Origin of the sequence: Herbaspirillum sp. C7C2, assembly GCF_022627865.1 — a bacterium.
Taxonomy (GTDB): Bacteria; Pseudomonadota; Gammaproteobacteria; order Burkholderiales; family Burkholderiaceae_D; genus Herbaspirillum; species Herbaspirillum frisingense.
In genome coordinates this window covers 78,802-103,188 of sequence record NZ_JABXGI010000014.1, presented here as the reverse complement: position 1 = coordinate 103,188, position 24,387 = coordinate 78,802, and the positions used below count along the sequence as shown (strand labels likewise).

The 24,387-nt window shown below is 62.7% G+C and carries 23 protein-coding genes and 1 tRNA gene; 7 read left to right on the top strand and 17 right to left on the bottom strand.

All coding sequences use genetic code 11. The annotated features are described in order from the left end of the window. Nucleotides 1-95: 95 nt before the first annotated feature. Nucleotides 96-170 (top strand) — tRNA-Val (locus HWE04_RS17260). Between the two features lie 136 nt (nt 171-306). Next, nucleotides 307-1,713, top strand: a complete 1,407-nt coding sequence (locus HWE04_RS17255; RefSeq protein ID WP_241813194.1) for a DUF2130 domain-containing protein — start codon at nt 307-309, stop codon at nt 1,711-1,713. Nucleotides 1,714-1,872: 159 nt separating this feature from the next. On the opposite strand, the gene HWE04_RS17250 is transcribed toward HWE04_RS17255, so the two are convergent. From HWE04_RS17250 to HWE04_RS17175, 16 genes are all read right to left on the bottom strand, one after another. Beyond that, nucleotides 1,873-2,130: a PAAR domain-containing protein gene (locus HWE04_RS17250; protein WP_241813193.1), complete on the bottom strand. Its 258-nt coding sequence runs from the start codon at nt 2,128-2,130 to the stop codon at nt 1,873-1,875. Further along, nucleotides 2,120-2,482 carry a hypothetical protein gene (locus HWE04_RS17245; RefSeq protein ID WP_342222440.1) on the bottom strand — a complete coding sequence of 121 codons (363 nt, stop codon included), beginning with the start codon at nt 2,480-2,482 and terminating at the stop codon, nt 2,120-2,122. Before HWE04_RS17245 ends, HWE04_RS17250 begins: the two co-directional genes overlap by 11 nt. Nucleotides 2,483-2,547: 65 nt before the next feature. After that, a complete protein-coding gene (locus tag HWE04_RS17240; RefSeq protein WP_241813192.1) occupies nt 2,548-3,192 on the bottom strand; it encodes a DUF6708 domain-containing protein in 645 nt (214 codons plus the stop codon). Between the two features lie 2 nt (nt 3,193-3,194). Beyond that, nucleotides 3,195-3,944 (bottom strand): hypothetical protein, encoded by a 750-nt coding sequence (locus HWE04_RS17235; protein WP_241813191.1) that lies wholly within the window; start codon nt 3,942-3,944, stop codon nt 3,195-3,197. Next, nucleotides 3,941-4,144 carry a hypothetical protein gene (locus tag HWE04_RS17230; RefSeq protein ID WP_241813190.1) on the bottom strand — a complete coding sequence of 68 codons (204 nt, stop codon included), beginning with the start codon at nt 4,142-4,144 and terminating at the stop codon, nt 3,941-3,943. Before HWE04_RS17230 ends, HWE04_RS17235 begins: the two co-directional genes overlap by 4 nt. Beyond that, nucleotides 4,141-5,034: a DUF4123 domain-containing protein gene (locus HWE04_RS17225; RefSeq protein ID WP_241813189.1), complete on the bottom strand. Its 894-nt coding sequence runs from the start codon at nt 5,032-5,034 to the stop codon at nt 4,141-4,143. The genes HWE04_RS17230 and HWE04_RS17225 overlap by 4 nt, the downstream gene beginning before the upstream one ends. Before the next feature lie 16 nt (nt 5,035-5,050). Further along, entirely contained in the window at nt 5,051-7,534 is a 2,484-nt protein-coding gene (locus HWE04_RS17220) for a type VI secretion system Vgr family protein (RefSeq protein ID WP_241813188.1), read from the bottom strand. 223 nt (nt 7,535-7,757) lie between these two features. Further along, entirely contained in the window at nt 7,758-9,236 is a 1,479-nt protein-coding gene (gene xylB / locus HWE04_RS17215) for a xylulokinase (protein ID WP_241813187.1), read from the bottom strand. A gap of 29 nt (nt 9,237-9,265) precedes the next feature. Then, nucleotides 9,266-10,147 (bottom strand): AraC family transcriptional regulator, encoded by an 882-nt coding sequence (locus tag HWE04_RS17210; RefSeq protein ID WP_241813186.1) that lies wholly within the window; start codon nt 10,145-10,147, stop codon nt 9,266-9,268. Continuing rightward, on the bottom strand, nt 10,083-11,303 hold the full coding sequence (locus tag HWE04_RS17205; RefSeq protein WP_241813185.1) for an ABC transporter ATP-binding protein: 1,221 nt from the start codon (nt 11,301-11,303) through the stop codon (nt 10,083-10,085). The genes HWE04_RS17210 and HWE04_RS17205 overlap by 65 nt, the downstream gene beginning before the upstream one ends. 2 nt (nt 11,304-11,305) lie before the next feature. Continuing rightward, entirely contained in the window at nt 11,306-12,343 is a 1,038-nt protein-coding gene (locus HWE04_RS17200) for an NAD(P)-dependent alcohol dehydrogenase (RefSeq protein WP_234294283.1), read from the bottom strand. 8 nt (nt 12,344-12,351) lie between these two features. After that, nucleotides 12,352-13,164 carry a carbohydrate ABC transporter permease gene (locus HWE04_RS17195; protein ID WP_241813184.1) on the bottom strand — a complete coding sequence of 271 codons (813 nt, stop codon included), beginning with the start codon at nt 13,162-13,164 and terminating at the stop codon, nt 12,352-12,354. Beyond that, complete coding sequence (locus tag HWE04_RS17190) at nt 13,152-14,030, bottom strand: carbohydrate ABC transporter permease (protein ID WP_241813183.1); 879 nt, start codon at nt 14,028-14,030, stop codon at nt 13,152-13,154. The genes HWE04_RS17195 and HWE04_RS17190 overlap by 13 nt, the downstream gene beginning before the upstream one ends. A gap of 279 nt (nt 14,031-14,309) precedes the next feature. Continuing rightward, complete coding sequence (locus HWE04_RS17185; protein ID WP_077238359.1) at nt 14,310-15,581, bottom strand: ABC transporter substrate-binding protein; 1,272 nt, start codon at nt 15,579-15,581, stop codon at nt 14,310-14,312. 221 nt (nt 15,582-15,802) lie between these two features. Continuing rightward, nucleotides 15,803-17,197: a sensor histidine kinase gene (locus HWE04_RS17180; protein ID WP_241813182.1), complete on the bottom strand. Its 1,395-nt coding sequence runs from the start codon at nt 17,195-17,197 to the stop codon at nt 15,803-15,805. Beyond that, nucleotides 17,190-17,861, bottom strand: a complete 672-nt coding sequence (locus HWE04_RS17175; protein WP_006462850.1) for a response regulator — start codon at nt 17,859-17,861, stop codon at nt 17,190-17,192. The genes HWE04_RS17180 and HWE04_RS17175 overlap by 8 nt, the downstream gene beginning before the upstream one ends. A 166-nt stretch (nt 17,862-18,027) precedes the next feature. On the opposite strand from HWE04_RS17175, the gene HWE04_RS17170 reads away from it, so the two are divergent. From HWE04_RS17170 to mdtD, 5 genes are all read left to right on the top strand, one after another. Further along, on the top strand, nt 18,028-19,083 hold the full coding sequence (locus HWE04_RS17170) for an ABC transporter substrate-binding protein (protein WP_102664217.1): 1,056 nt from the start codon (nt 18,028-18,030) through the stop codon (nt 19,081-19,083). A 97-nt stretch (nt 19,084-19,180) separates the two neighbouring features. Next, on the top strand, nt 19,181-20,194 hold the full coding sequence (locus HWE04_RS17165) for an ABC transporter substrate-binding protein (RefSeq protein ID WP_241813181.1): 1,014 nt from the start codon (nt 19,181-19,183) through the stop codon (nt 20,192-20,194). Between the two features lie 125 nt (nt 20,195-20,319). Beyond that, entirely contained in the window at nt 20,320-21,147 is an 828-nt protein-coding gene (locus HWE04_RS17160; RefSeq protein ID WP_006462847.1) for an ABC transporter ATP-binding protein, read from the top strand. A gap of 87 nt (nt 21,148-21,234) precedes the next feature. Then, nucleotides 21,235-22,089 (top strand): ABC transporter permease, encoded by an 855-nt coding sequence (locus HWE04_RS17155; RefSeq protein WP_077238355.1) that lies wholly within the window; start codon nt 21,235-21,237, stop codon nt 22,087-22,089. Between the two features lie 128 nt (nt 22,090-22,217). Beyond that, nucleotides 22,218-23,657, top strand: a complete 1,440-nt coding sequence (gene mdtD / locus HWE04_RS17150) for a multidrug transporter subunit MdtD (protein WP_274620160.1) — start codon at nt 22,218-22,220, stop codon at nt 23,655-23,657. 30 nt (nt 23,658-23,687) lie between these two features. Here the strand turns inward: mdtD and HWE04_RS17145 are convergent, their stop codons facing one another. After that, nucleotides 23,688-24,374, bottom strand: coding sequence for a Fe2+-dependent dioxygenase (locus HWE04_RS17145; RefSeq protein ID WP_241813180.1), 687 nt, complete (start codon nt 24,372-24,374; stop codon nt 23,688-23,690). Between the last annotated feature and the right edge of the window lie 13 nt (nt 24,375-24,387).

Below are 24,387 nucleotides of genomic sequence, written 5' to 3'. Positions count from 1 at the left end.
ATGAAGAATTATTTACCAAGCGCTTGCGCACCGTGAAAAAGATTGGCATAATCTTGTCTCTCGATTGGCGCTGCAGTAAAAAGCCGGTCAGGTACGGAAGGTTAGCTCAGTGGTAGAGCACTGCATTCACACTGCAGGGGTCGCAAGTTCAAACCTTGCACTTTCCACCAAATTCAGAAAAGCCCGCCTAGTGCGGGCTTTTCGCTTTCCTGCTTCCGTTTTCCATTTTCCATTTTCCCTTCATCGCCCCCATTCGCTATCCGTTAAGCTAGCGGGCATTCGGAAAGCACAAGGAAACGAACCCTCATGCACGACATCATCTGCCCCCACTGCGGCAAAGCCTTCAAGATCGACGAAGCCGGTTATGCCGACATCCTCAAGCAGGTCCGTGACAGTGCCTTCGAGCAGCAATTGCATGAACGCCTGGAACTGGCCGAGCAGGACAAGCGCAACGCCATTGAACTGGCCCGCGCCCGGGCCGAGGGCGAACTGCAGAAGGCCGCCGCTGCCCGTGATGCCGAAATCCAGGAATTGAAGGCCCGCCTGCAGGCTGGTGAACTCGCCCAGAAGATGGCCGTGGCCGAGGCCATGGCCAATGTGGAAAAGGAACGTGACCGGCTGGCCCATGACCTGGAGCAGGCGAAAAAGGAAAAGCTGTCCGACCTGCAACTGGCCGAGGCCCGCCTGGCCCAGCAACTGCAGCAGACCGTCAGCGAAAAGGATGCCGAGATCCAGGCGCTCAAAGCCAGGATGGAATCCATTGCCATCACCCAGAAACTGGCCGTCAACGAAGCGGTCGGCGTGGTGGAAAAAGAGCGTGATGAACTCAAGAGCAGCCTGGTGCGCGCCGAACTGGAAAAGCAGCTGGCCGAAAAATCACTGAAGGACAAATACGAAACCCAGATCAAGGACCGCGAAGACATGATCGAGCGCCTGCGCGACATGAAGGCGCGGCTCTCCACCAAGATGGTCGGTGAAACCCTGGAGCAGCACTGTGAGACCGAGTTCAATCGTATCCGTGCCACAGCCTTCCCGCGCGCCTACTTCGAGAAGGACAACGATGCCCGCAGCGGCAGCAAGGGCGACTACATCTTCCGCGATACGGACGAGGCGGGTACCGAGATCGTCTCCATCATGTTCGAGATGAAGAACGAGAGCGATCGTACCGCCACCAGGAACCGCAACGAGGATTTCCTCAAGGAACTGGACAAGGACCGCCAGGAAAAAGGCTGCGAATACGCCGTCCTGGTCTCTCTGCTGGAACCCGAGAGCGAGCTGTACAACACAGGCATCGTCGATGTCTTCCACCGCTACCCGAAGATGTACGTGGTTCGCCCGCAGTTCTTCATTCCCATCATCACCCTGCTCAGGAATGCTGCGCTCAATTCCTTGAAGTACAAGACCGAGCTGGCGCTGGTGAAGGCGCAGAACATTGACATTACCAACTTCGAATCCGAACTCGATACCTTCAAGGCCGCCTTCGCCAAGAACTACGACCTGGCGTCGCGACGCTTCCAGACTGCGATAGAGGAAATCGACAAGTCGATCGACCACCTGCAGAAGACCAAGGAAGCCCTGCTCGGCACCGACCGCAACCTGCGCCTGGCCAACGACAAGGCGCAGGACGTCACGATCAAGCGGCTCACGCGGGGTAATCCGACCATGGCGGGGAAGTTTGCCGATCTCAAGAAAGAGACGCCTGACGGGCAGTGATGCAGCCGGCTTCAAGGACACCGTGGTCAAGTCCTGGTGCCTTGTCATCTCTCGATCATCGATGTGGCGAGGACTCCCCTTAACGGGCGCAAAGTACATGCGTGCCGTGGCAGGACGAAGCACCACCCGGCACGCTTTGTTTCGTCCTTGCCAGCTTTCTTAGAGCGAGGAAATCAATGTCGCACCACATGCAGTTGCGTCACCATGATAGGCGACCAGCTTGCCGTGGTGCTTGCGCGTGCTGTTGCCGGGCTGGATGGCGAATTGCCCCTTGCACTTGGGGCAGGTCGTCATATCGCCTTCAAGCGCGACCGCCTTGCCCATGGCCTTGAGTGTATCGTTGGCGGAAATCACTTCACCGCCGTGAGAGGTCTTGTCACCCAGGCGGATGACGGCTCTACCTTGTTCATCTTTCATGAGGGGATTTCCTTGGTTGATGGATGGTTGGTGGAGTGTCTTCGGCCCAAAGCAAGGCATTCAGCGCGGGGTCAGCTTCGCCTTGCCAATCTTTGATTTCCATTTTCGGATCGTCAGGATAATCGCCTCGCTGCCTGGCAAGCACGGTTTCACCCCAGCCGATTGGAGTGTCTCCGCGGGGCTCATCGTAGGGATCGTCAGCTTCAATGACGCTGACGTCCATGACTGCCTGCGGCCAGACAGGATCACGGCAAGTCCAGAGCGCCATCAAGCGGTAGCCGGTCATGAGCAGGATGTACGGCATCATCGCGATGGGGCGTCCAGCTTTGAATTGAAATATGCGTTCATCCATATTTAGCTTATGTGATCTTTGTTGCTCCGTATGACGCTACTCAAGGCATACCTATTTGTCCGGCGTTAATGCTTGGGAGGTATGTCTTTTTCCCAGAGCAGAGCATTGGCAGCAGGGTCTGTTTCGCCAGACCAGCTTTGCATGTCCTTTTTGTCGCCTTCCGGATATTCGTTTCGATCCAGTGCGTGCGCAGTTTCTGCCCATCCGATGGGTGTGCTGCCGGAGGGCTCGTTGAAAGGATCATCTGGCTCGAAGACGCTGACCTTGTTCACTGCGTCAGGCCAGATCGGATCACGGCAAGTCCATAGCGCCATCAGGCGATGGCTAGTCATCAGCAGGATGAACGGCATCATCGAAATGCGATAGGCAGCGCTCGCACGCATCCCAAAGCCGTATAGGCAGAACAGAAAGCTCTCGAGGGGGTTCTCCTTCTCCTTGAAGAAAAGGAGCGGCTTAGGTAAATCCGCCGGACCGTGATTCATGTACCAGCACCAGTAATTCCATTGCGAGAGCAGGTCTGCTAGGCATGTCCCTTCTTGCCGATCCTTAAAGGGTTGATCTGTTACATCCATGTAGGTGGAGTTGATCCGGAAAATAGTGCCGGTGTCTTTGCACTCAGGGCTGACTGGCTTATCGATAGGTAGTCGATGTCTTAGGTTCCATTCTGGAATGGGTCGACCTATTTCGAGTGGAAATATGCGTTCATCCATTGTTAGGCTCCCATTGCGTCATGATATCCCTTCAATTGGGCATTGAAGGAGACGTACTTCTCCCCGACTGAAAACTCGCAGCGTGATAACCATGTTTTAAGTTGGCTGTTATTAACAAGTGCTATGGCGATGCCAATACCGATGGAGAGCAAGAGTAACGGCCAGAAAAGGGTGCCCAGCGAAAAAAATCCTGCCGCTGCTATTCGTGCGGCCAGAACTCCATTCGAAAAATACAGGCCGGCTAAGACTTTATTTCCTTCCCTATAGGCTTTAGGCGTGTTGATGAAGATGTCATAGCTCGCAGCACCAATGCCAGCAAGCGCACCGACTAACCGAGCTTGCAAAGCAAGCCGCTTTACACGTTCTACGTCCATAGACCATTGACGTCGAATAAATGCAGCTAGAGGATGTTCCACGGATTTTTCCACAGTGACCGCAACCGTCTCGACGATGGTCGCGCCTAAGCTGAGGATCGCCACGGTAGCCTTGACTGTTGTTTCCTCCTCGTTGAACTGGTCATTGTTGGCGAGGTCCTTCATGGCAAAATTCAGTGCCACCAACTGTATAAGGATGGTTACTATGCCTAGCCTGAATTCCGGTGGTGACGATGAACCCAACCATCTCCGCGCCACCGCAACGCCCGGAATACCGATGCCCTTAATGCTTCCCGGCGCGATGCGTCCCTCCCTCTCCAGCTTGGCGATGTCTAGCTCGTAAATGTCGATACTAGGGTTTGCTTTCGCGTAGTTCACTGCGCGACGAGCTTCCGTACGGGCATCGGCCCTGGTTTGCTGCCGCTGTACTTGGCGGCGCCTGCGGCCTGGGGTGCGTCTTCGATCCGGAAATTGCCGGATAGCCCCGGTACGCCGTCCGCGCCATATGGACTGGCGACGGCGTAGCGGACCGGGTAGATCAGCAGGCCTTTCTTGTGGCAGAAATTGCAGTTGGTCATCGTGCTGCTCCTCTGGATGGGGACATGAGACGGTGGAGCTCTTCCATCTGCTGGTAATCGACATGGTCGAGCCGGGCGAGGAGGGCGCTCCAGTTGGTTGCGCCGCTGGACAGTGCGGTCCATGCGTCGCTCAGTTTTGGATGCTGAAGAAATGCGCTTTCGTAGCGAACGCAATGGATGGCGTAGGCGATCAGGTCATCTGGCGCGGAAAGATTGAGCCGCTGCCGGCCTCGACCGAGTGCGAGTTCGCCACGTCGCTGGTGTTGCAGGATTTCCTGCGGCGTGAAGGCGGCGGGTGGCTTGTCGAGATTGCGCAGTACGCGTTCCAGCAGATGGGCGTGGGCCAGGCTGTTCCACTGGTTACTACTGGGCCAGGCGGGCCGGATTCCTTCCAGGGCGTCCACTTCCCGTCCCGGGCCGGGCATGCTCCACCAATGGCCGCACCAGGCGAAGCACCACTGCGTGACCGGACCCAGCAAGGCGTCGCGTTGCTCGGGGGAGAACAGGTGCATGGCCAAGGAAAAGACGCGAGGATCGAAGTAGCGCCAATAGATGGGTTCCTCTTCCGGGCCGGGGCCGATCAGGAAGCGGGTGATGGCGCGCGCCAGCCTGTCGATGTCGGCTTCGGTTTCAAGCCAGGCGCACAGGGTGGGCGGATGTGCTGCTTCCGGCTCCTGGTGCAGGGCGGTGCTGACGGTCTCCTGCTGTTCCGGCGTGAGCGCGGCCATGTCGATGAGGCGCGGCGTCAGTTCTTCCGCATCCTTGAGCATCGGCGTGTTGCAGACATGCGTGGGAAGCGACTTCAAGATCGGGTGATAGCCGGCACTGGATGGCTCGACCAGCACGTAGCCGGTGGTGATTACATCACCGGGAAGCGAGACGGTTTGCATGGGATCTCCGTATGGATCAGGACAAGGGGACGCTGGCGTCGCCCGCCTGCGCGGCGCCGTTGTTCCGGGTGGAGCAGAGGCGTGCGCCGGGGAATTCGGCGGGCTTTTCCTGCGGGCCGAAGGTCTGGTGGTCTTCGGCGTGGATGTGATGCACGCCCTTCGTGAAGCCGGTGATGCCCTCGGCGATCACCAGTTCGCTGCCGCCACCGTTGAGGCGGATACCCTTCTTGGCTCTGAGGTTGATCCAGTCGCGGGTGCTGATGATGTCCACTACCTTCTGCGCGAGGATTTCCATGCTGTCGTTCTGTGCCTGGATTTGCACCCGCCCGCTGGCGGCGATGAGTTTCAGGCCCATGCGGTAGGCCAGCAGCGAGATCTTTTCTGCGGCACTGGCAAAGAAGGACTTGCCGGCCGCCAGCGAGACATGGCTGCCGGCGGTCACGGCGGCGTGCTCGGCGCTGGCCAGATGGGTGGAGGCGCCGGAGCTGGATTCGATGCCGCTGGGGCTGGCCAGCAGCAGATGCGGTTCGCTCAATTCGGCAGGGCGGCCATCCTCGCTGCTGCTGCCCTGGATGGCGTCGTTTTGCGCCTGGAGGGCGGTGGCAACGTGCTGCTGGTCGCCGTCCTTGTCCTGGGCCTGGTGTTCCTGGGCCAGCCGGGAGAGGCTCTCCACGGTACTGCGGGCCTGCGTCAACCGGGCGACGGTCTCGCCCAGGCCGGTCACATGTCCATGCGCCTTGGGTCGTGCCTCGCTGGTGAGCAACAGTCCCTGGGCGGCGCGGATGACGCCGTGCGCGTCGGAACGTAGCTCGAATCCTTGGCCGCGGGCGTCCCGGCGTCCCTCCCGTTGTTCGATGCGGGTGATGTGGCCCAGGGAGAGTTGGCTGTCGAAGGCGTCACTGCGCATCTGTGTCTGGATGGCCCCGTGCGTGTCATCGAAGAGCAGATGACCGGAGCGGCCCACCGGGGTATTGCCCTGCCTGGGTGTGAGCTCACGGCTGCGCATGCCGGACAGGGCCACCTGCGAGGGCAGGGCCCAGGGTGGCATGTTGATCTGGTTGACCACCGAACCGGTGATGATGGGTCGATCCGGATCGCCCCCCAGCCATTGCACGATCACCAGCTGCCCGATGCGCGGCACGGCGATGCATCCCTGTGTGCCGCCGGTCCAATGACTGGCCACCCTGATCCAGGCCGAACTGCCGGCGTCGTTCTTGCCGATCCGGTCCCAGTGGAATTGCACCCGCACCCGGCCATATTCGTCGACGAAGTGATTTTCGCCGGAGGGTCCGACCACGGTGGCTGTCTGGATGCCGTTGAGCAGGGTCGGCTGGCTGTGGTGCCCCCGGCCTGGGCGCCAGGGGATGCGTCGGCGCAGGCAGGTGATCCGGTTGGTGTAGATGGGAGGCGCGTCGGCGCCCTGCAGGTAATTGTTGGTGGCGCTGTGCTCCACGCTGATGACCAGGAATTTCTGGTCTTCGTCACGACTGCTCCTGTCGGGCTTCCTTGAGCCCTGCTCCGAGAAATGGCCGGTCATGCGGAAGGTACGCCCTGGCTGCAGATAACGGCAATTGCCGGCGCCCTCGAAGATTTTGGCCTGGGCTTCGAATTCTTCTATCCGGATGCGGCTTTTCCGGTCGCCCTCTTCCCGACTGCCAAAACCATAGGCGCCTGTGTATTCGTAATGTTCCACCGGCAGGGCCGAACCCTGCTTGTTCAGCGTCGGTACATTGACCGCAAGGGTGCCGGCCATCTTGAAATCGTAGCTGGTGAGGGCAACGCTGGCGGGCTGGAAGCGACGCGCAGCGGACCAGCTGGCAATGCCGTCTTCTTCGATGGCGCCGCCATGGCGCTGGAAGGGGACTTCCTCGTCGCCGTCGATGGGCTGGGCGTAGGTGGAGTCATCCGACAGTATCAGGTGATGGCCCTGGGCGTCGTGCTCGTAGTGGTAATGCCATCCGGCGTCTTCCCATCGACGGTGCAGCATATTGCTGTCGCTTTCGTCGAACTGGAACATCTGGGTCCGGACCGGATCGGTTTTTCTGCGCTGAAGGTCCCATTTCGCGTGCAGGCGATAGTCACGGAAGATCGTCGCACTCAGGTCTTCCAGCGAAAGGCGGTGGAAGATGCGGTTGTTCTTGCGTGATTTCAGGAAGGCCAGCCAGGGGACCAGCCGGGCTTCATAGAAGGCGATGCCACCATCGCTACGCAGGAGAGTGAAGCGATCGACATAGCCGGTGAAGTAGCGCTGCGTGCCATCGGCGCGGGTCAAGGCTGCGCACAGCAGCTTGCCCATCATGGTTTTGAGCTCGATGCCGGCATCGTTGCTCAGCAGTTCCAGCGAGTAGAAAAAGTCGCGGCTCAAGGCCTCGCTGGCCTCCAGCCGATTGATCAGCAATTCGGCGTCGGGGCCGTCCTCATGGACGAAGGAGAGTTGCAGGATGCGGTTGTGCTGGCGCTGGCGGGTCAGCATTTCCCAGCGCTTGGGGTCTCGTTGCATGCGGGTCTTTCTGCGGGAAGGGGTGGTTTCCCGGAGAAAGCGGATGCGCTATTAGCAGGCCAGATCGGGAAAGCGCAGATGGTTGCATGGCGCTAGCACGAAGTCTGTTGAAATGCTTCGAGAAATGAGGTGTTTTCGCCGCTGGCGATGATGTGGAAAAGGCTGACCGGAGAGGGCGTCCAGTGACGGTCAGCGGTGTAACTTCGTGCTGCCTTTTCGGATATCAGGTCCGGGAGAATCGGCTGAATTCCTCGGCCAGACTGGCGTAGAGACGCCGATACTGTGCCAGCCTGCGCATCAGCTGTTCCTGCCTCCCGGAGTCGGGGTGGTAGGTCTCCAGAATCTCCGGCGCCACGCAGACTTTCGCTACATCCTCCCCCGTATGCGCCAGGCGCCCCAAACGCGCTGCCCCCAGTGCTGCGCCGACTTCCGCCCCCGCATGTCGCCGCAAGGGAATCCCCAGCGCCGTGGCACACAACTCCCCCCAGAATGCACTGCGCGATCCGCCGCCGACGAGGGCGGCACTCTGCAGCACGGTACCCGCCGACTGCAGCGCTGCATATCCGTCCGCCATGGCAAAGGCCACACCCTCCATCACCGCATAGGCCAGGTGGGCGGCGTCGTGCGCCGGTGTCATGCCGAACAGCACCCCCTTGGCGCTGGCATCGTTGTGCGGGGTACGCTCGCCGTTGAGATAGGGCAGGAAGATCGGCGCCTGGGCCTGTTGCGTCGCGCTCAGGTGTTCGGCGCCGGCCACCAGTTCGGCCACCTCGCGACCGACCACGCCGGACAGCCAATGCAGGCTGGCAGCGGCAGACAGGATCACGCTCATCTGGTGCCATTGCCCGGGCAGGCAGTGGCAGAAGGCATGCACGCCCTGTTGCGGGTTGGGGGCGTGCCGTGCGGTGGCGGCAAACAGGACACCCGAACTACCCAGCGAGAGGAAGGCGTCGCCGGCCTGGGTCACGCCGATGCCCACGGCGCTGGCGGCATTGTCACCGGCTCCGCCGGCCACCACTACCGGGCCGTCGATGCCCCATTCGCGGCGCAATTCCTCGCGTAGCTGGCCGGCCACGGCGCTGCCTTCCACCAGGCGCGGCATGTGGCTGCGGTCCAGTCCGGTGGCGGCGAGCATGCGCTCGGACCAGTCGCGTCGTGCCACGTCCAGCCAGAGCGTGCCGGCCGCGTCCGACATCTCGGAGACAAACTCGCCGGTCAGCTTCCAGCCCAGGTAATCCTTGGGCAGCAAGACCTTGTCGATGGCACGGTAGACCGCCGGTTCGTACTTCGACAGCCACAGCAGCTTGGGCGCGGTAAAGCCGGGCATGGCGCGATTGCCGGTGATGAGGGCGGCATCCGGCACCAGCGCTTCCAGCTCCACACACTCGGCGTGGGCGCGCATGTCGTTCCACAGGATGGCCGGGCGCAGGACGTTGCCGTTGCGGTCCAGCAGGGTGGCGCCATGCATCTGGCCGGAGATGCCGATGCCGCGCAGCGCCGAGAAGGCCTGCGGGGCCTCGGTGCGCAGCGCGGCGATGGCGTCCTGCGTGGCGTTCCACCACGATTGCGGCGCCTGTTCGGACCACAGCGGGTGCGGGTTGTCCACGCGCAGCCTGGCGCCGGTGGTGGCGATGACGCGGGAGTCGTCGGTGAGGACGAGCTTCACTTCGGAAGTGCCGAGGTCGATGCCCAGATAGCTCAAATCAATTTCCTTTGCTTGCGGAGTAGGGGTCAGGCCACTGCCCGGACGTCGTCATTGAGCCGGTGCAGCGAGCGGAAACGCGAGGGCGGCATGCCCTTGCAGGCCAGGAACTGGCGATTGAAATTGGATAGGTTGTTGAAGCCCACCCGGTAGCACACCTCGGTCACGCTCAGTTCGGTGCACATCAGCAGTTCGCAGGCTTCGTTCAGGCGCAGGCCATTCTGGTACTGGATGAAGGTGCAGCCTGTATGGCGCTTGAAGAAGCGGGTAAAACTGCTCACGCTCATGCCGGCCAGGTCGGCCACATCTGTCTCGCGCAGGTTGCCACCCAGATTCTGGCGGATATAGGACAACACCTGGTTGATGGTGGATGACATGTGGCGCTGGGCATTGAGGTCGTAACCCGGGCCGGCCAGCGGCCTGCGCTCTGGGCAGGACGCCAGTTGTTCCAGCACCGACATCATCAGCACCACGCGCCGCGCACCACCGGCCTGTGCCAGTTCCTGCATCAGCGGCGTGATCGATATCCCCAACGCATCGGGAAACTGCAGACCACGCGCTGCGCCATCGAGCAGTTCCTGCAAGGGCGCCAGTTCGGGAATGGCGCCCACCATGCGCTCGACGAAGGGGCGCGAGAACTGCAGCACCAGATCGCGGCCAGCCAGGTGCTGGTCCGGGCCCAGGTTGCTGACCCAGTTGTGCGGCAGGTTGGGGCCGGTCAGCACCAGGTTGCCGGGGCCGAAATCGTCGATGCAATCGCCCACGAAGAACTTGCCGCTGGAGGCGGTGATGACGTGGATTTCATATTCGGGATGGAAGTGCCATTTGGCCACCGTGTGCGGGTAGTCATGCACCCAGGCCCTGAACGATTCGTCCTGGCGGGTATGCACCAGTTCCAGATCCGGACTCATGCTTGGTCTCCTTGCCATGCGGGCCGTCGTCATGCCAGGGGGCCGGCAGGGCGCCCGCGGGCAGCGACAGGTTCTCTCCGCTTGCTACATCGAACACATGCAGATCATGCTGATCGAAGGCCAGTGTCAGCGGCGCGCCTGTTTGCGGCAGGCGCTCGGCAGGGACCAGTGCGGTCAGCGTCTCTTCGCCGCAGCGGGTGGTCAGCAGTGCGTCGGCACCGAGAATCTCGACCAGTTCCACGCTGACCGGGCAGGTCAGGCTGGCGGCTGTGTCCCGCTGGCCGGCAATGCGGACGTAGTCGGGACGTATCGCCAACTTTACCGCCATTCCATGGCGCAGGCGTGAAAACCTTTCACCTTTGAGTGTCCAGCGCTGACGGGCTGTGTCGATGACCACATCCTGATCTTGTCTCTGCACCACGCCCGAGAGGAAGTTCATCGCCGGAGTGCCGATGAAGCCGGCCGCAAACAGGTTGCGCGGGTAGCGGTAGAGCTCGGCCGGGCTGCCGGCCTGGACGATGCGGCCCTCCTGCATCAGGACCACGCGATCGGCCAGGGTCATCGCCTCCAGCTGGTCGTGGGTGACGTAGACGGTAGTGGTGCGCAGGCGCTGGTGCAGGCGCTTGATGTCGCCGCGCAACTGGGCACGCAGCTTGGCATCCAGGTTCGACAGCGGTTCGTCGAACAGGAACACCGAGGGCGTCTTGATGATGGCGCGGGCAATCGCGGCGCGCTGCTGCTGGCCGCCGGACATGGCGCGGGGCTTGCGCTCCAACAGGGTGTCCAGGTTCAGCATGGCGGCCACCTCGCGCACCCGGCGGTCGATCTCGGCGGCCGGTCGCTTGAGCCGCCGCAGGCCGAAGGCGATGTTGTCATAGACATTCATGTGCGGGTAGAGCGCATAGTTCTGGAACACCATGGCCACGTTGCGATCCCGCGCCGGCAGCGCGTTGACCACCTGGCCGCCGATGGCAAGGGTGCCGCCGGAGATGTCTTCCAGGCCGGCGATCATGCGCAGCATGGTGGATTTGCCGCAGCCGGAGGGGCCCAGCAGGACCACGAATTCACCATCGCCGATATGCAGGTCTAGCGGGTGCAGCACCGGCGGACCACCGGCATAGTGCTTGGCCAGTCCCTGGCAGTGGATGTCAGCCATGGTCAGCCTTCCATCTCGATCTGGATCTTGACGTCCTGGGGACGTCCGCTGGCGGCTTCCTCGAAGGCGCGGATGCTTTGCGAGAAGGGGAATTTGCGTGAAATGAAAGGCTTCACATCGATCATGCCCGAGCTGATCAATGCCAGCGCCCTGGGAAAGATATTGGCATAGCGGAAGACCGATTCCAGCCGCACTTCCTTGGTCTGCATGGCCACCACGTCTAGCGCCACCGGTTCCGGCGGCATGCCCACCAGCACCGCGCAGCCGCCCGGGCAGACCAGGTCCATCAGGCTCTGATAGACCCCGCCATGGCCGGAGGCCTCGAACACCACATCCGCGCCCCAGTCGCCGGTGAGCTGGCGCACTACGTCCACCAGCGAATGTTGCGACACATCGACCGTGGTGACGGCGCGGTTGCCGGCGAAGTGCGCCAGTTTCTCCGCCACCACATCGGCCAGGATCACCCGTGCCGCGCCGCCGGCCAGGGCAGCCAGGGCCGTCATCGCACCGATGGTGCCGGCGCCGATCACCACTGCCGTGTCGCCCGGTTTCATGCGCGCCTTGGTGGCGGCTTGCAGGCCGATGGAGAGCGGCTCGACGATGGCGCCCTCGGCGAAGCTGACATTGTCCGGCAGGCGATAGGTGAAGGCGGCGGGATGCACCACGCTACCGGTCAGGCAGCCATGGATCGGCGGCGTGGCCCAGAAGCGTACCGCCGGGTCGAGGTTGTACAGGCCGCGCAGCGTGGCCGGCGAATCCAGGCGCGGGATGCCCGGCTCCATGCAGACGCGGTCGCCCACCTTCAAATGGGTGACCTCGGCCCCGACCTCGGCTACCGTGCCGGAGGCTTCATGGCCCAGCACCATCGGCGCTTCCACCTTGAAGGGGCCGATGCTGCCGTGGGTGTAGTAATGCAGGTCGCTGCCGCAGATGCCCACGGTATGGATGCGGATGAGTACATCCTGCGGTCCCACCTGTTGCGGCAGGTCGATCTCGCGCAGCTTCAGTTCGCGGGTGGCTTCGAGTACGAGGGCTTGCATGGGGTCTCCTATTTTGCTTTGAGCATGGAATTCAACAGCCGGCTCAATACGCCGACGAAGATCAGGGGCGGTAGCGCCAGCAGCACGGTAGAGGCATTGATCACGCCCCACGGCACTTCCTGGCCCATCGAGGTAAAGGCCGAGGCCACCACCGGCAAGGTGGCGCTGGCCGACGAGGTCAGGGCCAGGGCGATCATCAGCTCGTTCCAGACCAGCACGAAGCTGAAGATGATCCCGCCCAGCAGGGTGCCGGCGCAGTTGGGCAGGGCGATCTTCCAGAACACGGCATAGGGGCCGTAGCCGTCGAGGGTGGCGGCTTCCTCGATCTCGCGCGGCATGCGCTGGAACACCGGGATCGACAGCCAGGTGATGGTCGAGAGCGTGGTCAGCAGATAGGTCACGATCATCGAGAAGCGCGTGTCGTACAGACCCAGGTCGACCCAGATCGCAATGAGCGGGATGGCCACCGCCACTGGCGGCAGGAAGCGCAGCGACAGCAGGAAGAACTGGATATCGCGCTTGCCCGGGACGTGATAGCGGGCAATCACATAGGCTGCCGGTACGCCCATGAGCGTGCCCAGCAGCACCGCGCTGCCGACGATGACGGCGCTGTTGGTCAGGCCGGTCAACACTTCCGGGCTGCCGATGACCTGCCGGTAATTCTCCAGCGTGGGCGTAAAGAAGAAGCGCGGCGTGGGCGTGACAATGTCCAGCAGCGTCTTGAGCGAATTGAGCAGCGCCCACAGCAGCGGGAACAGCGCCACCAACACCAGCAGGATACCTACGCCCCAGACGGCGCAGCGTGCGATCAGTCTTCCCATTTGCTCACCCGCTTCCAGATCAGGGTAAAGATCAGCGTGGTCGCCACCATCATCAGTACCGCCATGGTGGAGGCATACGAGACCTTGCCGGACAGCCCGATCCCTTGCGCATAGGCATACATGTCCAGCGTCTCGGTGGTGACGCCGGGACCGCCCTTGGTCATCACGTAGATCAGGTCGAAGGAACGCAGCGACTCCACCATCTTGATGAAGACCAGGCTCATCAAGGGGGCCTTCAGCATCGGCAGGGCAATGTAGGCGTACACCTGCCAGGTGCGGGCATAGTCCAATCTGGCCGCTTCCAGTGGTTCAGGGGGGAGTGTTTCCAGCAGCTTCAACACGATCACGGCGAAGAACAGGCCCCATTGCCAGATGTCCACCAGCGCCACCGCGTACAGTGCCATCACCGGGTCGGACAGGAAGGCCGTGTCATGGATGCCCACCAGCCCCAGCACCCAGCCAAGGATGCCGGTCAGCGGCGAATACATGAACTTCCAGATAAAGGCCGCCGACACCCGGGGCAGCAGCACCGGCGTGATCAGCAGCACGCACATGGCGTGCCGCCACTTGCCGTGGACGTTTTCGAAGAGATAGATGGCGATGAGCACACCCGCCACCACGGCGCCGAGCACGGTCACCACTTCCCAGATCGCCGAGACTTCGATGGCGTTGAGGAAGCGCCGGTCCGACAGCAGCCTTTCCACATTGCGCAGCCAGACATAGTCGCTGTCGGGATAGCGCAGTACGCGGTTCTTCAGGGCCAGGTTGATGGCCGCCACCGTCGGCACCAGGCCCAGCACCAGCATCACCAGCAGCGAGGGCCCCAGGAACAGGTAGGGTAGCGAGGTCTTTCCACGATTGAACATGCAGGACTCCGGAAGCCGCCGCGACCCAAGGATAGGGCCTCGGCGGTGACTTCTTCTAAGCGAGGCGTAGCGTCGGCGCCACGCCAGTACGTTCCGATTCCTTGGCGACCGTTCGTCCTGAGTAGGCCCGCAGGGCCGTATCGAAGGCGCGCGGTGTCTGCGCCAGTCGTGCAAGTTCAGCAAAGAACCGGCGACAAGTACAGTTGCGCCTTCGATACGCGGCCATGCCGCTACTCAGTCCGAACGGTGCTCGGGGTGGGATCGAGGTTTGGCTTGCCGCTATTTGCGCGCATGTTCCATGGCATCCTGCGCATATTGCGCAGCATCGTTGAGCGCGCGAGGAATGTCCTTCTGCGTGCCGGTGAACACTTCCTCCAGCGCCACGCCCAGGTTGTCGCCGATGTCCGGCCATTGCGGGCTGGGCCAGATGGTCAGCTTGGAGACCGGGGTGGTGTCCTTCAGACCGGCCAGGATCTGCGGCTTGACGTTCTTCTGGAAGTAGTCGCTCTGGACGGTGCTGTTGCGGTTGTAGTCACTGAAGACCTTTTCGCGCAGGCGGGCCTGTTCCTGCTCCTTGCCGGTGGCGAAGGCGATGAACTTGCCGGCTGCCTGGCGCGTGCATTCATCCTTGGCGCCGACGGCCGAGATGGCCAGGCCGTGGCCATAGGCGGCCGAGGGCAGGGGCGCAGGCGGACGGGCATAGCCGACCTTGTCGGCCACGCTGGACTTGCTGCTGTCTTCCATCCAGTCGGCAAAGGGCGTGGACTCGATCATGAAGGCCACCTTGCCGGAGCGGAAGGCTTCCAGCGCATTGCTCCAGTCGTAGGTGGCCGCGCCCGGTGGCGCGTACTTGAAGAGTTCGGCATAGAGCTGCGTGGCCTTCACTGCCGCTGGCGAATTGAAGGCCGGCTGGTTGTTCTTGTCGGTCCAGCTACCGCCCTGGGCCAGCATGAAAGGCGCCCAGCGCCACACGTTCATGCCCGAGCCGCGCTGGCCGCGTGCCACCCAGCCATAGACATTGGGCGGGGAATGCAGCTTCTTGATGTCGGCCACCAGTTCGTCCAGCGTGCGTGGTACCGGCAGGCCAGCCTTCTCCAGCAGATCGCGGCGATAGAAGAGGAAGTCCGAGCCGCCGATCAGTGGCGCGAAGTAGGCTACATCCTTGTAGCTGGCCACGGCACGGCGGCCGGGCAGGAAGTCATCATAGTCGGCTTCCTTGGGGAAATACTTCAGCAGCGGCACGATCCACCCGGCCGAGGCGAATTCGGCCACGTTGGCCTCATCGACGTAGTAGACCTGATACGAACCGGCCTTGGTAGAGGCATCCAGGCGCGACTTGGCGCGACGGTCGTTCTCGCCGAAGTAGCTGATCTCGACGCGGGTACCGCTGCGCTTCTGGTAATCGGCCAGCGATTTTTCCATCACGGTCAGGCCCAGGCTTTTCTGGGCCAGCACCTTCAGCACGGGGACGTTGCAGGACTGCGCCGATACCGACAGCGGCAGCGCAGCACCCAGGACGGCGCACGCAGCGCCCAAGTAGAACCTGTTCACGATTTGTCTCCTGATATTTTTTATCGATCACCTGTCACGTGTCTCGGCGTGCGCGCAACCGCATCGGGGAACATAGCGCAGTGCGAACACAGCCTGTCTGACGGCCAGGCCAAGAGTACGAGCCCAGGGCGCGGCGCTCCACGCCAAAAGCGTGAAGGCCGGTGATACTTTTTGCTCAGGTTTTATGTGCGCTGCAGAATTTTGTATTGCCGACGGCGTGTCTACGACACAGTGGGCGGGGCAGCCATGGCTGGCAGGCTGACCACCACCACCAGACCGGTGCCGCTGGCCGGTACTTCCAGCCGTATCGCGCCCTGCGAGGCCTGCACGATTTCGCGCACGATGGCCAGGCCCAGGCCGGAGCCTGGCTGGTCCGGGCGGGCATTGCGATAGAAGCGTTCAAACACGCGCTCGCGCACTTCAGCCGGGATGCCGGGACCATTGTCGGTCACCGTGACGATGAGCTGCTTGCGCCTGTGCTGCAGCCCCACGGTGACCTTGCCGCCCTCCGGGGTGTAGCGCAGGGCATTGTCGATCAGATTCATCAGCATGCCGCCCAACTGGGCTTCGTTGCCGGTGACCATGGCACTTTCCAGGGTGGTCTCCAGGCCGAGGTCAATGTTCTTTTTCAGGGCCAGCCCGGCCAGTTCTTCCAGCACCATTGCCGCCACCGACAGCAGGTCCACCGGGCCGCGCGGGAAGGCGCTGCCGTTGGAGGCTTCGGCCTGCGACAGCAACAGCAGCTTGTTGGTCAGATCGGTCATGCTGCGGCTGCCCTCCTGCAGCGAGGCCAGCACCTGGGCCACCCGCTGCGGATCGTCGAGCTGGCGGGCGAACTGGATCTGCGAGTCGATCACCGCCAGGGGCGTACGCAACTGGTGCGCGGCATCGGCCACAAAGCGCTTCTGCACCGTGACCTGGGCATTGAGGCGGAAGATGTACTGGTTGATCGCCTCCACGATGGGCCGCAGTTCCTGCTGCAGGCCACCAGCCTGCAGGGGCGTGAGCGAATCGGGCTGGCGCGTGGCCAGCGCGTCCTTGAGCGCCAGGATAGGCCGCAATTCCATGGTCAGGCCCAACACCACCAGGCTGATGGCCAACAGCAGCAATACGATCTGGCGTCGCAGCGAGGCGTGCCACTGGTCGTCGATCATCTGCTGGCGCCCCTGCATGGTCTGGCCCACCGAGACCGCCACCATGCGCAGCGTCCCCTCGTCGAACAGGGCGCGGATATAGCTCACCACACGCAGCGGCCGGCCTTCGAAGGTGGTGGTCGTATAGACCGGGTAGAGTGCCGCAAAGTCGGGCTGGGCGGGGAAGTCGGGGCGGCCGGCCAGGAGCGTGTCGTCATCCATCAGCACCTGGTAATAGACCGCATCCTGGGCCGGCGAGGCGAACAGTTCCAGCGCCGCCGGTGGCACCGAGACCACCGGCGCGCCGTCGTTCCAGCCTACCTGGCCGGCCATCATGCGGGCCGAGGCCAGCAGGGCGCGATCCTGCACCAGGGTAGCGCTGGAGACGGCGTTGTCGTAGGCGTCGCTGGTGGACAGGCCCACATAGACCGCCATCGGGATCAGCAGCCACCACAGCAGCCGCAGGCGCAGGCTGTCAATCATCTTTCTGGCGCAGCAGGTAGCCCAGCCCGCGCAGGGTCATGATGGCGGCCGAGGAATGTTCCAGCTTCTTGCGCAGGCGCGAGATATAGATTTCGATGGCGTCCGCGCTGGGTTCTTCGGAGAGGCTGAAGACGCCCTTCATCAACGCCGTCTTGGAGACCGTCTTGCCCTGCTTGAGCATGAGCACTTCCAGCACGTCATGCTCGCGCGCCGGCAGCGCCAGGGTGGTGCCGGCCACCGCGAACTGGCGCGTGTTGCTGTCGTAGACCAGGTCGCCGCAGTGGATTTCGGCGGCCTTGTCGGGGGTCTGGCGGCGCACCAGTACCTTGATGCGGGCCACCAGTTCGCGGATCTCGAAGGGTTTGACCAGGTAGTCGTCGGCCCCGGCGCCCAGGCATTCCACCTTTTCGTCGATGGAGCCGCTGGCGGTGAGGATCATCACCGGCACGCCGTTGTGACGCTCGCGCAGGCGGCGCAGCACATTCTTGCCATGCATCTTGGGCAGCATCAGGTCCAGCAGCACGACATCGTAGTTCTCGTCGCGCAGCACCTGGTCGGCGATCTCGCCATCGGCGGCGATATCGACCTTGAACTTGTGTTCCTTGAGAATCTGCTCCAGCCAGTGGGCAAGCTGGGGATTGTCTTCGATCAGGAGCAATTTCATGCGGTAGTCTCGTGTTTCTTTGGCATCTTTTTTGTTGCGCTGCAAATAAAAAAGCCGTTTTTTGGAAAGCTGGATGAAGGTTTCGGCTTCTTAGAATAGGCCCGCAGATCAATAAAAAGTGAAGATGGCGACAGACCATCCCACCCATAATCAGGAGGCAATCATAATGCGTCACGCCGTTCGTGTGTTTTCGTCAGCCCGCGCCACCCCTTTACGTCGTACTCTCATCGCCGCCGGCGCCACTGCCATCACCGCCTGCGCCCTGGCATTGGCCGCGCCACAGGCCCATGCCGCCGACAAGATCATCATCATGGTTGGCGGCATCAACAAGCTCATCTACCTGCCGCCCAAGCTGGCCGAAAGCCTGGGCTACTTCAAGGAAGCCGGCCTGGACGTGGAACTGCAGTCGCAGCCGGCCGGGGTCGATGCCGAGAACGAGCTGCTGGCCGGCGCCGTGCAGGCCGTGGTCGGCTACTACGACCACTCCATCGACCTGCAGAGCAAGGGCAAGGAAGTCACCTCCATCACCCAGTTGTTGCTGGTGCCGGGCGGCATGGAAATGGTGCGCGCCGACCTGGCCGACAGCGTGCGCAGCATGGCCGACCTCAAGGGCAAGACCCTGGGCGTGACCGGGCTGGGCTCGTCTTCCAGCTTCCTGGCCCAGTACCTGGCCAGCCGTGCCGGCCTGAAGTCGGGTGACTACTCGATGCTGCCGGTCGGCGCCGGCAATACGCTCATCGCCGCCATGAAGCAAAAGCGCGTGGATGTGGCCTGGACCACCGAACCGACCACCTCCATCCTGCTGTCCACGGGCGCGGCCAAGGTGCTGGTGGACATGAGCAGTGTCGATGGCACCCGCGCCGCACTGGGCGGGCTCTATCCGGCTTCCAGCGTCTACGTGCATCGCTCCTGGATGAACAGCCACAAGGCCGAGTCGCAGAAGCTGGCCACCGCCTTCGTCAAGACTCTCAAGTACATCCAGACCCATTCGGCCGAAGAGATCGCCGACAAGATGCCCAAGGATTACTACGGCGGCAACAAGGCCATCTACGTGCAGGCCCTGAAGGCGTCGCTGCCCATGTATTCACCCGATGGCAAGATGCCCGCCGGTGGCCCCGAACAGGTGTTGAAGGTGATGGCCGGCTTCAACCCCAACATCAAGGGCAAGAACATCGACCTGTCCAAGACCTATACCAACGAGTTCGTCGATCAGGTGAAGTAAGGCCTCCCTGCACGCACGCGCCGAACACCCTAGAATCCGCTGCATCCGCTGCATCCGCTGCATCCGCATCACCCCGATTCGACCAACAGGAGACATCGTGAACAAGAACATTCGCCAAACCTTGCTATCGCTGGCCGTGGCCGGCGCAACCCTGGCCGCTTTCCCCGGCCAGGCCTCGGCTGCTGCCAAGATCACCATCATGGTGGGCGGCATCAACAAGATGGTCTATCTGCCGGCCAAGCTGGCCGAGCAACTGGGCTACTTCAAGGAAGAGGGCCTGGACGTCGAGCTGCAGTCGCAGCCGGCCGGCGTCGACGCCGAGAACGAACTGCTGGCCGGTGCCGTGCAGGCCGTGGTCGGTTTCTACGACCACTCCATCGACCTGCAGACCAAGGGCAAGGAAATCACCGCCATCACCATCCTGGGCCAGGTGCCGGGTGAGGTGGAGCTGGTCTCCACCAAGGCCGCGCCGCACTTCCAGAGCATGGCCGATGCCAAGGGCAAGACCCTGGGTGTGACTGGGCTGGGCTCGTCCACCAACTTCCTGACCCAGTACCTGGCCTCGCGCCATGGCATCACCTCCAAGCAGTTCTCGGTGCTGCCAGTGGGCGCGGACAATACCTTCATCGCTGCCATGAAGCAGGGTCGCATTGATGCCGGCATGACCACCGAGCCGACCGCCTCGCAATTGCTGAAGACGGGTGACGCCCAGGTGCTGATCGACATGCGCACCGTGGAAGGCACGGTCAAGGCGCTGGGTGGCCTGTATCCGGCGTCCAGCGTCTATGTGCAGCGCAGCTGGCTCAACAGCCACAAGGACGATGCGCAGAAACTGGCGCGTGCCTTCGTCAAGACGCTCAAGTTCATCAACACCCACAGCGCCGAACAGATCGCCGACAAGATGCCCAAGGACTACTACGGCAACAACAAGCCGCTGTACGTGCAGGCCTTGAGCAACTCGCTGCCCATGTATTCGCAGGACGGCAAGATGCCCAAGGGCGGGCCGGAAACCGTACTGGCGGTGCTCTCGGGATTCAATCCCAACGTCAAGGGCAAGCATGTGGACCTGTCCAAGACCTATACGGATGAATTCGTCGACACCGTGAAATAGGACTCCGTCCGATAGCCCCGGGACGGCGTTGTCGCCGGTCCCGCTTTCCGAACCACGCTTGACGCCATGATGCGAAATATCGCGTCAGGGCGGTACTCAACCTCCAGCCCCGAAAGAGCCATCCGATGAATGCGATCAACCAGCACGCCTTCACCCCCGCCGGCAACGCCGCCCAGGAAACGCCAGCCATCGAATTGCGCAACGTGACCTGCCGCTTCATCACTGCCGACGGCAAGGCTACCGTGGCCCTGCGCGACTTTTCCATGAGCGTGGCCCGGGGCGAATTCGTGGCCGTGGTCGGCCCCACCGGCTGCGGCAAGTCGACCACGCTGTCGCTGATCACGGGTCTGCTGAAGCCCACCATGGGCGAAGTGCGCGTGATGGGGCAGCCGGTCAACGGCATCGATCCGCGCATCGGTTTCGTGTTCCAGAACGATGCCGTCTTCCCCTGGCGCAGCGTGCGCGACAACGTCGCCGCCGGCCCCATGTTCCGTGGCCAGTCCAAGGCCCAGGCGCATGCGCTGGCCGATGAATGGATACGCCGCGTAGGCCTGGACAAGTTCGGCGACCACTATCCGCACCAGCTCTCCGGCGGCATGCGCAAGCGCGTGGCGCTGGCCCAGACCTTCATCAACAGCCCCGAAATCCTGCTGATGGACGAACCCTTCTCGGCCCTGGACATGCAGACCCGCACCCTGATGCAGGACGAACTGCTGCGCCTGTGGTCGGCCCATTCCGGCTCGGTGGTGTTCGTCACCCACGACCTGGAGGAAGCCATCGCCCTGGCCGACAAGGTCTATGTGCTGACCGCCCGCCCGGCCACCCTGAAGAGCGTCTATCCCATCGACCTGCCGCGTCCGCGCGTGATGGAAGAGGTGCGCTACGAGCAGCGCTTCATCGACATTTCGCGCCGCATCTGGGCCGATCTGCGCGAGGAAGTCCATATCGCCTGAGGGATCAGGCATCTGGCACCAGGTAGCCACCAGCGACCTTTCCCGACAACGAATCTGAATAACGAAATCCGACAACAGGTGAGCAACATGACACAAGCACAAGCAAGCCATTCCGCCGCGACGATGGATATCGCCGCCGTCGAAGCCGAGGCGCAGCGCAAGATTCGCGGCCGCCGCAACCTGGTCATCGGCCTGCGTATCGCCATCCTGGTGATCGTGCTGGGTGGCTGGGAAGTCTGCGCCCGCATCGGCTGGATCGATCCCTTCTTCTTTTCCCAGCCTTCGCTGATCGTGATCCAGATCTATGACTGGATGGTGGAAGGCACGTCCCAGGGCTCGCTCTGGACCCAGGTGCTGGTCACGCTGGAAGAAACGGTGCTGGGCTTCTTGATCGGCTCGGTGGCCGGCGTCATTGCCGGCATCGTGCTCGGTCGCAACAAGCTGCTCTCGGATGTGTTCAGCCTCTACATCCAGATCGCCAACTCGATTCCGCGCGTGGTGCTGGGTTCCATCTTCGTCATCGCCTTCGGCCTCGGCATGGCCTCCAAGGTGGCGCTGGCGGTGGTGATGGTGTTCTTCGTGGTGTTTGCCAACGCCTTCCAGGGCGTGCGCGAGGCGGACCGCTACATGATCGCCAATGCCCAGATCCTGGGCGCCTCGCGCCGTCAGGTGACCATGGCGGTGGTGATTCCCTCGGCGCTGTCGTGGATCCTGGCCAGCCTGCATGTGAGCTTCGGCTTTGCGCTGGTGGGTGCGGTGGTGGGCGAGTTCCTGGGTTCCAAGCAGGGTATCGGCCTGCTGATTTCCACCGCCCAGGGTGCCTTCAATGCCAGCGGCGTGTTCGCAGCCATGATCGTGCTGGCGGTAGTGGCGCTGGCGGCGGACTGGTTGCTGCACGCAGTGGAAAGGCGCCTGCTGAAGTGGCGTCCGCAGGCCTTCTGATGGGCCGGCCATAAAAGTCTTAGAATGATGAAGTAATGCGGGGACACGGTTTCGTGTCCCCGCCGCTTTTTGTCATTGCATTGTCCATCGTCCGTCGTGTTGCCTTCTTCTTTCAGCCGCCTTCCGCCATGTCCGCCGACCAGCCGCAACGCCTGAGCGAGTCTCCCGCCGCTTCTTCCCTGAATGATCCCGGCAGTGATCCCCGTAGTGATCCGATCACCCAGCGCGCCTTGCTGTGGATCGTCGCCTCCGGCTTCTTCATGCAGACGCTGGACACCACCATCGTCAACACGGCCTTGCCGGCCATGGCACGCAGCCTGGGAGAACCGGTCCTGAACATGCACCCGGTGGTGGTGGCCTATACCCTGACGATGGCCTCGCTCACGCCCGCCTCGGGCTGGCTGGCCGACCGCTTCGGCACGCGCCGCATGTACTTCGCAGCGATCCTGCTGTTCGTGGTCGGTTCCATCCTGTGTGCCGTGGCACCCACTTTGCCGATGCTGCTGGCGGCGCGGGTGGTGCAGGGGTTGGGTGGGTCCATGCTGTTGCCGGTGGGGCGCCTGGCGGTGCTGCGGGCCGTGCCGGGGGCGCAGTACATCGCTGCGCTGGCCTCGATCTCGATTGCCGGGCAACTGGGGCCGGTGGTGGGGCCGGTACTGGGCGGCTGGCTGGTGCAAAGCCTGTCCTGGCACTGGATATTCCTGATCAATGTGCCCATCGGCGTAGTCGGGATGGCGGCGGTGCTGCGCTTCCTGCCCGATGACAGCCTGGCCGATACGCCGCGCTTCGACCTGCTGGGCTGTGCCTTGCTGTCGGCCTGCATGGTGGCGTTCTCGCTGGCACTGGATGTGCCCTTCGATACGCAGCGCGGAGCCTGGAGCGCGGCCCTGTTCCTGCTGGCGGCGGCCACCGTGCTGGGCTACTGGTGGCATGCGCGCGGCCATGCGCGGCCGCTGTTCCGGCTGGGCCTGTTCGGTGAGCCCAATTTCAGCATCGGTCTGGCCGGCAACCTGGTCTGTCGCATCGGCTCATCGGCCGTGCCTTTCCTGTTGCCTTTGCTGCTGCAGGTGCGTTTGGGGTATTCGCCCCTGCATGCGGGCATGCTGCTGCTGCCGGCGGCCATCGCCGGCACCATCGCCAAACCGTGGATCGCACCGCTGGTCAAGCGCCATGGCTATGACCGCTTCCTGCTGGTCAATACCGCCATCGTGGGCGTGTCCATCGTGTCCTTCGCCCTGATCACGCCGGGCTGGCCACTGGCGGCGGCCATCGTGCAACTGGCCGTCTTCGGTGCATCGAACTCGATGCAGTTTGCGGCCATGAACAGCGTCACCCTCAAGGGCTTGCGCAAGGATGATGCGGGTAGCGGCAACAGTCTCTTTTCGATGGTGCAGATGCTGGCCATCGGTCTGGGCGTGACCATCGGCGGCACCATGGTCAATGCCTTCAAGAGCCCCGAGGGGGCGGCCACCAATGCCAGCTTCCAGATCACCTTCGTGATCGTGGGCGTGATCACCCTGGTCTCAGCCTGGGTGTTTCGCCGGATGGACCCGCGTTATTTCAAGTAAAGACCGCAAGGATGGGCAGATCGGCAGCGCTCAGGTATCGCTCCACTGCCGCAGCAGGTTGTGGTAGCAGCCCACCAGCGTGCGCCGCGCCTGGGCGTCGGCATCGGTCTGGTTCAGGCGCTGGATGGCATTGTCCATCTCGAACAGCATCTGGCGCTGGCCATCGTCGCGCACCAGGCTCTGCACCCAGAAAAAACAGCCCATGCGTACGCCACGCGTAACCGGGGTCACGCTGTGCAGGCTGGTGGCCGGGTAGAGCACCATGTCGCCAGCGGCCAACTTGACGCTGTGCATGCCGTAGCTGTCTTCGATCTGCAATTCACCCCCGTCATACTCGGCCGGGTCGGCCAGGAACAAGGTGGCCGAGACATCGGTACGCAGCTTGCGGCCCGTGTGCGGATGGATGCGCACGCTGCCGTCCACGTGCGCCCCGAAGCCCATGCCCTCGCCATAGCGGTTGAACATGGGCGGGTAGATCAGGTTGGGCAGCGCCGCGCTGATGAAGCGCGGATGCCGTTCCAGCGCCGCCACGATGAGGTGCTGACACTGCAGGGCTACCTCGGCACGCTCGTCGATCTGCTGGTTGAACTTCAGCGGCGCGCCCTGGTAACCGGCGGTCACGCGACCATCCACCCAGGCCGGACCGGCGGCCTCCAGCAGGCCGCGTACCGTCTGCAGGGTGGCCGGGTCGAGCAACTGGGGGACGGTGATGAGCATCGGTTTCCTTCTG

What these genes read in the sequence shown, in the direction of transcription:
- HWE04_RS17255 (WP_241813194.1), top strand. Translation starts at nt 307, where the DNA reads ATGCACGACATCATCTGCCCCCACTGCGGCAAAGCCTTCAAGATCGAC.
- HWE04_RS17250 (WP_241813193.1), bottom strand. Translation starts at nt 2,130, where the DNA reads ATGAAAGATGAACAAGGTAGAGCCGTCATCCGCCTGGGTGACAAGACC.
- HWE04_RS17245 (WP_342222440.1), bottom strand. Translation starts at nt 2,482, where the DNA reads ATGGATGAACGCATATTTCAATTCAAAGCTGGACGCCCCATCGCGATG.
- HWE04_RS17240 (WP_241813192.1), bottom strand. Translation starts at nt 3,192, where the DNA reads ATGGATGAACGCATATTTCCACTCGAAATAGGTCGACCCATTCCAGAA.
- HWE04_RS17230 (WP_241813190.1), bottom strand. Translation starts at nt 4,144, where the DNA reads ATGACCAACTGCAATTTCTGCCACAAGAAAGGCCTGCTGATCTACCCG.
- HWE04_RS17225 (WP_241813189.1), bottom strand. Translation starts at nt 5,034, where the DNA reads ATGCAAACCGTCTCGCTTCCCGGTGATGTAATCACCACCGGCTACGTG.
- HWE04_RS17220 (WP_241813188.1), bottom strand. Translation starts at nt 7,534, where the DNA reads ATGCAACGAGACCCCAAGCGCTGGGAAATGCTGACCCGCCAGCGCCAG.
- HWE04_RS17210 (WP_241813186.1), bottom strand. Translation starts at nt 10,147, where the DNA reads ATGAGTCCGGATCTGGAACTGGTGCATACCCGCCAGGACGAATCGTTC.
- HWE04_RS17205 (WP_241813185.1), bottom strand. Translation starts at nt 11,303, where the DNA reads ATGGCTGACATCCACTGCCAGGGACTGGCCAAGCACTATGCCGGTGGT.
- HWE04_RS17200 (WP_234294283.1), bottom strand. Translation starts at nt 12,343, where the DNA reads ATGCAAGCCCTCGTACTCGAAGCCACCCGCGAACTGAAGCTGCGCGAG.
- HWE04_RS17195 (WP_241813184.1), bottom strand. Translation starts at nt 13,164, where the DNA reads ATGGGAAGACTGATCGCACGCTGCGCCGTCTGGGGCGTAGGTATCCTG.
- HWE04_RS17190 (WP_241813183.1), bottom strand. Translation starts at nt 14,030, where the DNA reads ATGTTCAATCGTGGAAAGACCTCGCTACCCTACCTGTTCCTGGGGCCC.
- HWE04_RS17180 (WP_241813182.1), bottom strand. Translation starts at nt 17,197, where the DNA reads ATGATTGACAGCCTGCGCCTGCGGCTGCTGTGGTGGCTGCTGATCCCG.
- HWE04_RS17175 (WP_006462850.1), bottom strand. Translation starts at nt 17,861, where the DNA reads ATGAAATTGCTCCTGATCGAAGACAATCCCCAGCTTGCCCACTGGCTG.
- HWE04_RS17170 (WP_102664217.1), top strand. Translation starts at nt 18,028, where the DNA reads ATGCGTCACGCCGTTCGTGTGTTTTCGTCAGCCCGCGCCACCCCTTTA.
- HWE04_RS17160 (WP_006462847.1), top strand. Translation starts at nt 20,320, where the DNA reads ATGAATGCGATCAACCAGCACGCCTTCACCCCCGCCGGCAACGCCGCC.
- HWE04_RS17155 (WP_077238355.1), top strand. Translation starts at nt 21,235, where the DNA reads ATGACACAAGCACAAGCAAGCCATTCCGCCGCGACGATGGATATCGCC.
- mdtD (WP_274620160.1), top strand. Translation starts at nt 22,218, where the DNA reads ATGTCCGCCGACCAGCCGCAACGCCTGAGCGAGTCTCCCGCCGCTTCT.
- HWE04_RS17145 (WP_241813180.1), bottom strand. Translation starts at nt 24,374, where the DNA reads ATGCTCATCACCGTCCCCCAGTTGCTCGACCCGGCCACCCTGCAGACG.